The organism is Mesorhizobium sp. M0923 (genome assembly GCF_040319365.1).
GTDB lineage: Bacteria > Pseudomonadota > Alphaproteobacteria > Rhizobiales > Rhizobiaceae > Mesorhizobium.
The window spans coordinates 617,926-630,512 of sequence record NZ_JAMYNW010000001.1; the positions used below are offsets into that span (position 1 = coordinate 617,926).

The window sequence follows — 12,587 nt, forward strand, 5'->3', positions numbered from 1 at the left end:
TCCGTAGCGGGAGCGTAGCGAGCGACCCGCTTGATGACCGCGACGGGCGCTCCAGCCGCTCCCAGGCCGCGGGGATTGCTTCGCGCCGCTGAAAAAGGCCTCGACGCGCGAGTTTGCCGAATGGGCGATATGCTTGCAGTGGGCGCGATAAAGCCGCTTCAGCAGCCGGAGCGAAAGGCAGGTTTACCCAGAGCGGGCCTACTGCTTCGGGACCAAGCGTCAGATTTTGACAACTAGCCGCTCTGACTTGGAATTGATTCAGGAAAGCAGATGGTGGGCGATGCAGGGATTGAACCTGCGACCCCACCCGTGTGAAGGGTGTGCTCTCCCGCTGAGCTAATCGCCCGCTCGTTGCCCGAAGGCCAAGCGCGCCGCGATATAAGGGAGGCCGGCCCGCGAAGTCAACCACTTGTCGGTCGGCATCTGGCGGTCCGGACTATGGCCGGCTTCAGCCCTCTGCCGCGGCCATCAGCCCTTGTACCATATCGAGCGTCAGCGAATCGAAATGCGAGATCACCGCCGACGGTTCAAACTCCCGCACATGACGGTCGGTGTAGCCGAAATCGACTGCCACCACCGGAATGCCGGCCGCCTTTGCCGTGTCGATGTCGGTCTGCGAATCACCGACCATCAGTGCACGGTGCGGGTCGCCGCCGGCACGCGCGATGGTCTGCGTGAGATGGCGCGGGTCTGGCTTGCGGAACGGAAAACTGTCCTGGCCGCAGATCGCCGCGAAATGCCGGGTCATGCCGAGCGCCTCGATCAGTGCCACCGAATTGGCCTCGTATTTGTTGGTGCAGATGGCCAGCAGGTACCCGGCCGCCTCGAACCGCGCGATCGCCTCCGGTACGCCCGGGTAGGGGCGCGATTTGCCGGGAATGTTAACGGTGTAATGGTCCAGAAACAGCTTTAGCAGGCGGTCGTGCTCCTCCACTGCCAGCGACCTGTGCTGCGCTGCATGGGCGCGCTCTATCATCACCCGGCCGCCATGGCCGACGAAGCGCTTGAAGCCGGCTTCGTCGACGGCCGTGAGCTGGCTGGCGGCAAGGCTGTGGTTGAGGCTGTCGAGCAGATCCGGCGCCGTGTCGATCAGCGTCCCGTCGAGGTCGAACACGATGATCGGTCGGGTCATGGCCTGTCCTGTGACGATTTGATTGCCGGCAGGCGATAACCGCTGCGGCCCGTTCAGGCAAGCCGGCTTATGCATCGCGGGCAAGGTCCTTTGACCAGCCCGGCAAAAATGCTACGAGCGCCGAAACGAATCTCGGGACCCGGCATGGATGCGAGGCAATTGAAGGTTGAGGCTGCGCGGGCAGCGCTTGCCCATGTCACGGACGGCATGCGGCTCGGCATCGGCACCGGCACGACAGCGGATGAGTTCGTGCGGCTGCTCGCCGACAAGGTCGCCACCGGCCTGACTGTCATCGGCGTGCCGACCTCGGAGCGCACCGCCGTCCTTTGCACCGAGCTTGGTGTGCCGCTGTCGACCCTCGAGGAAACGCCCGAGCTCGACCTCACCATCGACGGCGCCGACGAGATCGATCCGGCGCTGACACTGGTCAAGGGCGGCGGCGGCGCGCTGCTGCGCGAAAAGATCGTCGCGGCGGCCTCCGCCCGCATGATCGTCATCGCCGACAGCTCCAAGATGGTCGAGATGATCGGCCGTTTTCCGCTGCCCATCGAAGTCAACCGATTTGGCCTGCGCGCCACCGAAATTGCAGTTGGCGCAGTGGCTGCAAACCTTGGCCTTTCCGGCCCTGTTACACTGAGGATGACGGGGAGCCAGCCATTTGTTACAGACGGCGGCCATTTTATCCTCGATGCATCTTTTGGCCGCATTCCGGATACAAGAGCGCTTTCGAATGCTCTCCACGCCATTCCGGGCGTGGTCGAGCATGGTCTTTTCATCGGGCTGGCATCAACGGCCATCATAGCCGGCGGCGACGGCATCCAAACCGTCCATGCCGCCCGAAAACCAGGGAGTTTTACCGATCATGATGTTGCATAACCGGGTTGGCCGCTTTTTTGCCATTCTGGCGGCCTCGGCCGTTTTCGCGTTTTCGTCGCCGGCGTTTTCGCAGGATGTCACTGATGCGCATTTGAAGGCGGCGCGCGCCGCGGTCGCGGCGATCCATGCGACGGATACGTTCGACAACATCCTGCCGCAAGCTGCCGCGGCGCTCGAGCAGCAGCTGATCCAGAAGAACCCGGACATGCAGGAACTGATCGCCAAGACGATCAACGAGAAGGCGATGGCCCTGGCATCGCGCCGCGCCGACCTGGAAAAGGAAGCAGCGCTTGCCTATGCAAAAGTGTTCTCGGAAAAGGAGCTCACTGAAATCGCCGCCTTCTACAACTCCGATACCGGCAAGAAGCTGCTCGACAACGGCTCGATCGTGACGCGCGAGCTGGTGAAGGCTGCCGACATCTGGCAGAACGGCCTGGCTCGCGATCTCGCCCAACAGGTAGGCGAGACCCTGGGTGCAGCGGCGAATGCCAAGGCGCCGGCCGCACCTGCCGACGGTGCCGCCCCAGCCGATGGCGCTGCTCCTGCGGACGCGACACCGAATTGATCGCGAACTTCCGAGCGGCCTGACCGCCACTGGACCAGAAAGCCCGGCAAGTCCGGGCTTTTCTTTTGATGGTCGGCAGCCTACCTGTCTCGGTGTTTGAGGGGCAAGGAGTTCAGCCATGGCCGGTTACGACTACGATCTTTTCGTCATCGGCGGCGGCTCCGGCGGGGTGAGGGCGGCGCGCGTCGCGGCAGCACTCGGCAAGCGCGTCGGCATCGCCGAGGAATACCGCTATGGCGGCACCTGTGTGATCCGCGGCTGTGTGCCGAAAAAGCTCTATGTCTATGCCTCGCAATTCCCCGAGCATTTCGCCGACGCCGCCGGCTATGGCTGGACGGTGCCTGAGGCGCGTTTCGACTGGCAGACGCTGGTCGCCAACAAGGATCGCGAAATCAGCCGGCTGGAGGCCATCTACCAGAACAACGTGCAGGGCGCCGGCGGCGAAGTCTTTCACTCACGCGCCGTGCTGGTCGATCCGCATGTGGTGCATCTTCTCGGTGAGGATCGCACCGTTACCGCCGACCAGATCCTGATCGCTACCGGCGGGCGTCCGGCACCGCACCCGGCATTGCCCGGCCATGAGCACTGCATCTTCTCCAACGAGGCCTTCGACCTCAAGGAGCTGCCGAAGGCAATCATGATCGAGGGCGGCGGCTATATCGCCGTCGAATTCGCCAACATCTTTCACGGGCTTGGCGTCGACACGACGCTTGTCTACCGCGGCAAGGAAATCCTCAGCCGTTTCGACATGGACCTCAGACGCATGCTGCACGAGACGATGGAAAAGAAGGGGATAAGAATCCTCTGCCACGCCGTGTCAGAGTGGGTCAGGAAGCGGCCTGACGGCCGGCTCGACGCGCTTGTCACCGGCGGCACGGTGCTGACGGTCGATCAGGTCATGCTCGCCATCGGCCGCGTTCCCAATACCGAGAACATGGGCCTGGAAGGCGTCGGCATCGAGATGACCAAGACCGGGGCAATCCAGGTCGACGGATACTCCCGCACCAATATCGACAACATCTGGGCGATCGGCGACGTCACCCACCGCGTGCAATTGACGCCGGTGGCAATCCACGAGGCGATGTGCTTCGTCGAGACCGCCTTCAAGGACAAGCCGACGGCGCCCGACCACGACACGATCGCGACCGCGGTCTTTTCCCAGCCCGAGATCGGCACGGTCGGCCTGTCGGAGGATGAGGCGGCAAAACGCTTTTCGGATCTCGAAATCTACCGCGCCACCTTCCGGCCAATGCGGCACACGCTTTCCGGCCGCGATGAAAAGATGCTGATGAAGCTGGTCGTCGACGGCGCCTCGAAAAGAGTCCTCGGCGCCCACATCCTCGGGCCGGATGCCGGCGAAATGGCGCAGCTTCTCGGCATACCGCTGAAGGCCGGGCTGACCAAGGATGATTTCGATCGTACCATGGCGGTGCATCCGACCGCGGCGGAAGAACTCGTCACCATGTACAAGCCGACTTACCGGGTGAGAGATGGTGAGCGCGTCTGACGCGACAAGAACCCATCGCGGCAACGGGATTGCCGCGATGGAAGTGCGTGAGTTTTTTTACAGCAGCGTTCCGCGCAGGATCACCAGCGCCACAGAAAAATAAATCACCAACCCGGTGACGTCGACCAGCGTGGCGACGAACGGAGCCGATGCGCTGGCCGGATCGAAGCCGATGCGCTTCAGGGCGAACGGCAGCATCGATCCAGACAGCGAGCCGAAGGTGACGATGCCAACCAGCGTGGCGCCGATCGTCATTGCGATCAGCGGCCAGTGGGGGCCGTAGTCGTAGAAGCCGAGATACTGCCAGAGCGCGATGCGGCAAACGCCGACTACGCCAAGGATCGAGCCAAGCACCAGACCAGTCGGCAGCTCGCGCAGGGCCACCCGCCACCAGTCGCCAAGGCCGATTTCGCGCAGCGCCAGCGCCCGGATGACCAGCGAGGTCGCCTGCGAGCCGGAATTGCCGCCGGAGCTCATGATCAATGGAATGAATAGCGTCAGCACGATCGCCTTTTCCAGCTCGCCCTCGTAGCTCTGCATCGCGTTGGCTGTCAGCATCTCACTGACGAACAGCGCGCATAGCCAACCGGCGCGCTTCTGGATCATCGCCAGAAAGCTCATCTTCATGTAGGGCTCATCCAGAGCTTCCATGCCGCCGAAGCGATGCACGTCCTCGGTCGTTTCCTCGATCATCGTGTCGATGATGTCGTCGATGGTGACAATGCCGAGGAGTTTGCCGTTGTCCACGACCGGGACGGCGAGCAGATCGTATTTCGAGATCAGCTGTGCGACCTTCTCGCTATCGGTCAGCGGCGACACGGTAATAGGCGCGCGATCCGGCGCAACCGCCATGATCAGCTCATCCGGCTCACCGGCAATCAGCCGGCGCAAGCTGGTCGAGCGCAACAGGACATGCGTTTTCGGATCGACGATGTAGATCGCGTAGACGGTTTCGCGTGTCCGCTCCACCTTGCGGACGTAATCCAGCGTGCGGGCCACGCTCCAGTCCGGCGGCACGCTGACATATTCGGTCGTCATGAGCGAGGCGGCGCTGCCCTCGGGGTAGCCTAGAATGGCAAGCAGCGTCGCGCGCAGCGGCGGCGCCAGGCCGCCGAGCAGTTCGGAACGAGCCGGTTCGTTCAGATCGCGCAGTATGTCGGCGGCGCGGTCGACCGACATGGCCGCAAGCAGCCTGCCTGCCCTGCTGCGGGGCAGCGCCTCGACCAGTTCGGACGCGCCGTCGAGTTCAGGCTGGTCGAAGATCTCGACCAGCCGCTCGAACGGCACTTCGCAGAGCAGATCCGATGCTGTCTCGCGGGGCTCCTGATTCAAGGCCTCGACGATATCGGCGATGTGTTCGTTGGCAAGCACGCGGGCGATGGCGATAGCATCGCCGCCCGCGACAGGGGAAAACTCGTTCATGGCTCACTCCTTGCCGTCCGGCAGGACGTGAGCCGGTCAGGTCACGTCAAGCGGACGGCGGTTGCGTTCGACTGTGACTGTCGCCAGGCATGGCGCGGTGACCTTTCTGCTCGCGGGTTCGGGTTGGGATCTCTGCGAGCCGGCGCAACATAGGAGCGCGCCTTGCCGAGTCAATCGCGAGAGCGGGTCAAAACGGCGGCAAACCGACTGGATCGCGAGACTGTGATCGGGCTGCGTGGCAGGCTGGCTGGATGCCGGCAGTGGTGCCGCGGCTATCTCTGCTTCAGCCGGCGGGGAAAGCGCAGCCATTTGTCCTCGGCCGGCCGCGTCGGCTGCGTGAGGATGGTGGTGAGCTCGACCGGCAAGCTCGGAACCAGCGGCTTCTTGGTCGCGACGCCGTCGGCGATCGCAACCACGCTGTGGTAGAATTCGGTTCCCGCGACCGATCTCGGCGGCGTCGCCTCATGCATGATCGAGATCACCGTTGCGTCGGGGCAATTGTCCTTGATCGCCTGATGGAAGGCAATTCGTCCTTCAGGATCGAGCGCGCCGGTGGCTTCATCGAGGAACAGCAGTCCGGGCTGCTGCAGCACGATGCGGGCGACGACCAGCTTCTGTTTCTGCCCACCCGAAAGAACCTGATCCCAGATCTTTCCTTCACGGCTCTCATCGGCCAGATGCTCGATGAAGTCGCCGAGGCCGGCCTTGTGCAGGGCGGATGCGACTTGCCGGTCGGCGTAATCATGCTCGGAACCGGGCAGGCAGACAAGCTGCTTCAGCGAGACCTGCTGCAGCTTCACCTCCTGGGCGGCGTAGAAACTCCTGACCCCTTCAGGGAAGACAATGGTGCCGCGGCCATAAGGCCACAGGCCGTTGATCGCCTTGATCAGCGAGGTTTTGCCGCATCCGGATTCGCCCTTCAGGAACGTCCACTCGCCACGCCGGAAGCGCAAGTTTGCAGCGCTCAGGAACGGGGTGGCGTCCTCGCCCTGATGCGCCAATTCGAGCTTCTGGATGGTCAGGCCGAACACCGGGTTCTGGCGGTCATAACGAAAATCGGAGCGGCCGGTCAGCCCGTAGAATTCCTGCGGGTGCTGGACGTTTTCGATCGCATTTGCGAGTTCGGTGACTCGCTGGCTGTTGGCCCGCACCGCGGCGATGGCAGGCATGACGTGGATGAACCATGAACACTGGCTGATCAGTGAATTGACCATTTCAGAGCCAGTTATGTAACCCTTGAGATCGAACCCGTTGTGGATGAACGGCACTAGCCCAGGCCCGTAGGCCACAATGCGGGCGCCGATGAAATTGTAGATCAGCTCGAACGAATTGTAGCCTGTGTTGACGATGTTCAGCCGCGCCCAGGTGCGGTCGATGTCGACATAGCGCTGGCTGTGCACCGTCTTCTGCACGTTCTCGCCTTGCGATGCGGCGACATGAAAACTGCGGCGTAGGAACGTGATCAGCTCGCCGCGATAGCTGCCTTCGGCCTGCTGCATTCTGACATTGAGCCGTTCCAGCAGCCTGCCCAGCTTGACCGCGATCCAGGTGTTCAACGGCACGTAGGTGGCGACTGCCAGAAACGCGAGGACGGCGCTGCCATAGCTGCCGAGGAACTCCAACCCTTTGACCTCCGCCGAGTGTGCAAGCAGTTGCTGGCCGACGAAATACAATGAAGTAGCAACGGCCAGGACCCCCATGGCGAGGCCGATGGCTCCGCCCGTCATATCCTTGATCGATTCCTGGATGCGCTGGTCGATATTGTCGGGAGCGGCGGCGCCTGACGAACCATGCTGAGCGTGGAAATGCGTGTGATTGGAATCAAGCAGGGCTTCGTTGAACTGGCTGTCGAGCCAGCCTCGCCATTTGCGATGCAACGTTGCGGATACCAGGCTGCGGATACCGGTAAAACCCGCATCTTTGAGCACGACCAGGAGGACAAGTATCCCGGCATTGGTCAGCAATGTCTGAAGCGGCGTGGTGTTTGCGGCATCGTGGAAAAAGGCGATCGAGTTGACCAGCTCTCCGGATGCTACGGCAAACCATACGCCTGCCTTGCTGGAGAGCGCGGTGAGCAGGGCGATCACCAGTGTCAGCGTCCAGGCTTCCACCCAACGGTCTGAGAACCAGTAGGCCCGCATCAGTCCCCAGAAGCTGCGCATCGACGATACGGGCGTCAGGGGCGACTGCCTTGCGGCACCGCGGAGCCATTTTTCCGATATTGAATGTCGCGTTGGTCTATCGACCCGAATCACTAATCCCGCCCAAACGGTTTTTCTTTTGTTACGGACAGTAACACCAATTGATCATTTTCCATTAGCTTTTCTCCAACCGCAGGTGGATTGGCTGGCCGGCCGTTGCAGTGGAGCAACAGAATGAATGCTCACGGCGCTAAGCTGTCACGTTTCGAGGGGCGGAATATCAACGCAATTTCAAACAGTTACTTGCCCGCCCCAGAGCAGGTAGACACCTTCCCCTAGGGAAGGTCTTCACACAGCTTTGTGAACATAGAAGCGCCGTCCAGCAGTCGATTTTCACAAGCTGAACCGATCTTCAGCCCGCCTTTACGGTCAGGTCCGACCTCGTCGGTGGCCAGAACGTGACCGTATGATTCGTGGTTGAAGCCGCCTTGTCACGAACCCGTAATCAGCCAAGCAATGACTTCTCCGGCACAGTCTAGGATGCGGACCAACATCCATTAGACCATGCTTTTTTAGAGCGCGAACAAAACTGCGTTTGACAATGATGCGCTACGGATCGAACCTGCCGGGGCGCATCCACGTTTGAACCGGGGGGAGTTCTTCATGCTTGCACGGACTTTTTTTGCCGCGATGCTCGCAACATTTGCCTGGCTGCCGCAAACATATGCCGGCAGCCAGACCGTTCCTGCACACGCCGAGGGGCAGGTCGAGTTCAACACTCCGTCCGGCAATATCGGCTGCATCTATACGCCGAAGGGCGGCACCAGCACCTACGAGCCGCAGGATGGCGGACCGGAGCTGAGCTGTTCGCGTGTCGAGCCCAGCTACGACACCATCATCCTCGGGCCGAAAGGCCCGGCGACGCTGATCAAGAATCCGGGCGAGCAAGGCTGCTGCGGCGACGTCACCAAGCTGGCCTACGGCAATAGCTGGGGCAAGGGACCGTTTTCCTGCCAGTCATCCACCAAGGGATTGACCTGCACCGGCAAGCATGGCCATGGCTTTTTCGTCAGCAAGGCCAAGGTGACGGTGAAATAGTCCGGCTCAGTTCGCCGTTTCCAGCTCGCCGCGCGCCTTGGCCGCTGCAACCTGGCGGATCGCATCGGCAAGCGTATCGGCGTCCTGGGCGCCCATTACGGCATATTTGCCCTCAAGCAGAAAGCACGGCACGCCCGATATGCCCATGCGCGAAGCGGTGGCGATTTCGGTGCCCACCGCCTCGACATCAGCGTCGGTCGGCAGCAGCGTTTCGACCACGGAGGCATCCATGCCGGCCTCGCGGGCGGCTTCGATCAGCACGGCATGATCGCCGAGATTGGCGCCTTCCTCGAAATTCAGCTGGAACAGCCGGCGCACCAGCCGGTTCTGAACGGCCTCGCCGGCCGTCCCGGCCCAGCGAATGAGCCGGTGCGCATCCAGCGTATTGGGCGCGACCTTGATGGCGTCGAAGGCAAAGGAAATCCCTTCAGCCTCGCCCAACGGCTCGATCCGGGCATGGATTTCGCGGATGCGTTGCTCGCTGCCGAATTTCGCCACCATGTAGTCGCGGCGGTTCTTGCCTTCGGGCGGAATCGTCGGGTCGAGCTGGAAGGGCCGCCAGCGTATGTGAACGTCGATATCGACGGCGGCAATCGCCTTGTCGAGCCGCTTCTGGCCGATAAAGCACCAGGGGCAGACGACGTCGGAGACCACATCGACGGTAATCGAACTCTCGTCGTTCATCTTGATCTCCTGTTCTGAAGAGGTCACTTCGGTTTGCGCCACCAGGTCGGCAACTGATAACCGTATATGGGCGTCTTTTGCGGATGTTCCAGATAGTTCCAATAAGCGAGCCATTGCCGGTTGTTGTGCTGCGTCGGCACCATGTAGTTACCGGAGATCAACAGCCGGTCGAGGACGCGGACGGCGGCGACATAGTCCTCCTTCGAGCGAGCTCTCAACATCGCCTCGATCGCCGCGTCCACCGCCGGATCGGCGACGCCGGCGAGGTTGAACGAGCCTTCGGCGTTGGCGGCAGCGGATCCCCAGCGCCCGGTTTGCTCGATACCGGGCGACAGCGAGTTGTTGAAACCGGTCGAGCCGACCAGCACCTCGAAATCGAAACGCTGCTTGCGCGACTGGATCTGATCACCGTCGAGGCTGCGGATACCGACATCGATGCCGAGCTTCTCAAGCGTGCGCTGATAGATAGCGGCAAGTCGCTCTTCGTCCTGCGAGGCGGTCAGGATCTCGAAACCGAACGGCTTTCCCTCGGGATCGAGCATCGCGCCGTCCTGCACCGTATAGCCTGCGCTCTTCAGCAGCTTGAATGCGGCCTTCAGCACCTTGCGGTCCTGGCCAGAGCCGTCGGTGACAGACGGCCTGTAGGTGCCGTCCATGACATCTGCAGGCACGCGGCCGGGGTAGGGGGCCAGCAGGGCCTTTTCCTTTTCGCTGGCCGGGTGGCCGAGCGCGGAGAGTTCGGAATTCTGCCAAAAGCTCATCGTTCGCGTGTATTTGCCGCCGAATAGATTCTTGTTGGCCCATTCGAAATCGTAGAGCATGCCGAGCGCACGCCGCACGACCGGATTGGAAAATTTCGGCAGCCGCGTGTTGAACAGAAAACCGTTGACCACCGGCGGAATGCCGGTGTCGAAAGTTTCGGCGATGACCTCGCCCCGGTGGAAGGCCGGAAAGTCGAGATCGCGCTCGCGTTTGACCGGGTCGCTGTCGTCGTCGATGGCGCAGATGCCTTTCTTGAACGCTTCCTGCTTGGCGTTGGCGTTGAGGAAATATTCGATGGTGATCTGGTCGTAATTGTCGAAGCCGCGCTTGGACGAAACGTCCTTGCCCCAATAGTCCGGATTGCGCTTGAACACGATGCGCTGGCCAGGCACGACTTGCGCCACCGTGTAAGGGCCGCTGCCGACCACCGGCTTCAGCGTGGTCCTGTCGAATGTGTCCTTGTTGAAAGCGTGTTTCGGGATGATCGGCGTCAGCGCAATGATCAGCGGAAATTCGCGGTCGGCCTTGTCGTTGAAGGTGAAGCGCACGCTGCGGTCGCCGGTCTTTTCGAGCTTGGCAATCGCTTTCATCCGCTGGCTGTAAGGTGGCCGGCCCTTCTCGGTGAAGACGTCATAGGTGAACAACACGTCTTCCGGCGTCACCGGTTCGCCGTCCGACCATTTGGCCCTGGGATCGAGGTGGAATTCGATGCCCTTGCGCTCGGGATCCATGTCGGCGGTATCGGCTAGCAGGCCGTAGAGACTGAAGGCCTCGTCGTAGTTGCGCTGCATCAACGGCTCGAAGACGAGATTGCCAAAGGCTTGATCCATCATGCCGCGCGCCGTCGTGCGCAGGCTTTTCAGGATGAATGGATTCAGATTGTCGAAGCTGCCAACGACGCAATAGGTAATGCTGCCGCCCTTCGGCGCGTCGGGGTTGACGTAGTTGAAATGCTTGTAGTCGGCCGGCAGCGCCGGCTCGCCCTGCATGGCAAGCGCGTGCTTCGGTTCCGACAGGGTCGGTTGCAGGGAAAGGCCGACAAACAACATTGTGGCGATCAGCCAAATGACAACGCGGCCCATGACCGTCTCCTTCCCGATTCGATGCGCAGCATACATGAGCCGGTCGTGCACCGGCCAACCCCCTGAGCCAATCCTTCGGCCAAGATTCGCGAGGCTCGGGCTGGATTCGGCATCGCTTGCAGTGTAACACGCCGTCCGAAGTCATTCTGTTGCCTCATTTCGGCAACAGGTAGCTGGACCACACGGCGCGAAAAAGCCGGTTCCGGGATCATTTGAGAGGAATGCACGACATGACCAGCCTGAACAGCAACGCGTACCGCCTGTCGGTCATGGCCGCTGGCGTGGTCGGCATTCTCGGCGCCGGGATTCCCGCTGCTTCCGCGCAGCAGCAACAGCAGATTCCGCAAGGCTGGTTCAAGGCCTGCACCAAGCAGGAAGACGTCGACATCTGCAATGTCCAGAACATCACCACCGCCGGCAACGGCCAGCTCATCACCGGCGTCAGCCTGATCGAATTGAAGGGCAAGGTGAACCGCAAGGTGTTCCAGGTGACGGTTCCGACCGGCCGGCTGGTTCCTCCCGGCATCGGCCTCCAGATCGACGGCGGCAAGGCGCAGAAGCTCGACTATGTGATCTGCTTCCCGGACCGCTGCGTGGCGGAAGTGCCGCTGACCGATCAGCTCGTCGCATCCTTCAAGAAGGGATCGGCGCTGACACTGACCTCGATCAATTTCCAGAACCAGCCGAATCCGATCAAGATTGCGCTGACCGGCTTCAGCGGCGCCTTCGACGGCCCGCCGCTGCAGCAGTCGGACATCGAGGACCGGCAGAAGAAGCTCCAGGAGTTCGTCGCCAAGAACAACCAGGATTTTGCCAAGAAGCTCAAGGAAGAGCAGGAAAAGGCGAAGGCCGCAAACTGATCGACGGGTTTTCGAACCAAAAAAAGCGGGGTTCATGCCCCGCTTTTTTTGTTTGGACCGGCCGTTTGTCGGGCCCAGCCATGTCTCAAGCCTGTCCCAGCTCCCAGCCAGATCCCGACTAAGTCAATGTCTCAATTGGTGCTTCGGTTCGTAGCGCCCGTCCGGCCTCTTCTCGAACATCTCACCTATCTGTGGATGCCGGACCGGTTCGCCCGACCGGTCCTCGAGCAAATTCTGCTCGGACACATAGGCGATGTATTCCGTTTCCGAATTCTCGGCGAGCAGATGATAGAAGGGCTGGTCCTTGCGCGGTCGCACGTCAGCGGGGATCGCCTCGTACCATTCGTCGGTGTTGGCGAATTGCGGGTCGACATCGAAAATGACGCCGCGGAACGGAAACAGCCGGTGGCGAACCACCTGTCCGATCGAGAATTTGGCTGTCTTCATCGCACTCACCA

General features: G+C 61.5%; 11 protein-coding genes and 1 tRNA gene. 5 read left to right on the plus strand and 7 right to left on the minus strand.

Annotated features, from left to right (window positions below; translation table 11 throughout):
* Positions 1 to 271: 271 nt before the first annotated feature.
* Both NKH89_RS02960 and NKH89_RS02965 read right to left on the minus strand, forming a co-directional pair.
* Positions 272 to 346: transfer RNA gene (locus NKH89_RS02960), tRNA-Val, on the minus strand.
* 102 nt (positions 347 to 448) lie between these two features.
* Positions 449 to 1,132: a phosphoglycolate phosphatase gene (locus tag NKH89_RS02965; RefSeq protein ID WP_352482587.1), complete on the minus strand. Its 684-nt coding sequence runs from the start codon at positions 1,130 to 1,132 to the stop codon at positions 449 to 451.
* A 144-nt stretch (positions 1,133 to 1,276) separates the two neighbouring features.
* On the opposite strand from NKH89_RS02965, the gene rpiA reads away from it, so the two are divergent.
* The 3 genes from rpiA (at position 1,277) to gor (ending at position 4,080) form a co-directional block, all read left to right on the plus strand.
* A complete protein-coding gene (gene rpiA, locus NKH89_RS02970; RefSeq protein ID WP_023717615.1) occupies positions 1,277 to 2,008 on the plus strand; it encodes a ribose-5-phosphate isomerase RpiA in 732 nt (243 codons plus the stop codon).
* Positions 1,995 to 2,573 carry a DUF2059 domain-containing protein gene (locus tag NKH89_RS02975; RefSeq protein ID WP_352494650.1) on the plus strand — a complete coding sequence of 193 codons (579 nt, stop codon included), beginning with the start codon at positions 1,995 to 1,997 and terminating at the stop codon, positions 2,571 to 2,573. The genes rpiA and NKH89_RS02975 overlap by 14 nt, the downstream gene beginning before the upstream one ends.
* A 118-nt stretch (positions 2,574 to 2,691) precedes the next feature.
* Complete coding sequence (gene gor, locus NKH89_RS02980) at positions 2,692 to 4,080, plus strand: glutathione-disulfide reductase (RefSeq protein ID WP_352494651.1); 1,389 nt, start codon at positions 2,692 to 2,694, stop codon at positions 4,078 to 4,080.
* A 57-nt stretch (positions 4,081 to 4,137) separates the two neighbouring features.
* On the opposite strand, the gene mgtE is transcribed toward gor, so the two are convergent.
* Complete coding sequence (mgtE, locus tag NKH89_RS02985) at positions 4,138 to 5,502, minus strand: magnesium transporter (protein WP_352494652.1); 1,365 nt, start codon at positions 5,500 to 5,502, stop codon at positions 4,138 to 4,140.
* A gap of 272 nt (positions 5,503 to 5,774) precedes the next feature.
* Positions 5,775 to 7,664, minus strand: a complete 1,890-nt coding sequence (locus NKH89_RS02990; protein ID WP_023717611.1) for an ABC transporter ATP-binding protein/permease — start codon at positions 7,662 to 7,664, stop codon at positions 5,775 to 5,777.
* A 642-nt stretch (positions 7,665 to 8,306) separates the two neighbouring features.
* Between NKH89_RS02990 and NKH89_RS02995 the strand changes: the two genes are divergently transcribed.
* On the plus strand, positions 8,307 to 8,741 hold the full coding sequence (locus NKH89_RS02995; RefSeq protein ID WP_352494653.1) for a hypothetical protein: 435 nt from the start codon (positions 8,307 to 8,309) through the stop codon (positions 8,739 to 8,741).
* 6 nt (positions 8,742 to 8,747) lie between these two features.
* Here NKH89_RS02995 and NKH89_RS03000 read toward each other — a convergent pair whose 3' ends face one another.
* Together NKH89_RS03000 and NKH89_RS03005 are read right to left on the minus strand one after the other, a co-directional pair.
* On the minus strand, positions 8,748 to 9,425 hold the full coding sequence (locus tag NKH89_RS03000) for a DsbA family oxidoreductase (protein WP_352494654.1): 678 nt from the start codon (positions 9,423 to 9,425) through the stop codon (positions 8,748 to 8,750).
* A gap of 23 nt (positions 9,426 to 9,448) precedes the next feature.
* On the minus strand, positions 9,449 to 11,269 hold the full coding sequence (locus NKH89_RS03005) for an extracellular solute-binding protein (protein ID WP_352494655.1): 1,821 nt from the start codon (positions 11,267 to 11,269) through the stop codon (positions 9,449 to 9,451).
* A gap of 230 nt (positions 11,270 to 11,499) precedes the next feature.
* On the opposite strand from NKH89_RS03005, the gene NKH89_RS03010 reads away from it, so the two are divergent.
* Positions 11,500 to 12,129, plus strand: coding sequence for an invasion associated locus B family protein (locus NKH89_RS03010; RefSeq protein ID WP_023717607.1), 630 nt, complete (start codon positions 11,500 to 11,502; stop codon positions 12,127 to 12,129).
* Positions 12,130 to 12,252: 123 nt separating this feature from the next.
* On the opposite strand, the gene hspQ is transcribed toward NKH89_RS03010, so the two are convergent.
* Complete coding sequence (gene hspQ, locus NKH89_RS03015) at positions 12,253 to 12,576, minus strand: heat shock protein HspQ (protein WP_023717606.1); 324 nt, start codon at positions 12,574 to 12,576, stop codon at positions 12,253 to 12,255.
* Positions 12,577 to 12,587: the final 11 nt, after the last annotated feature.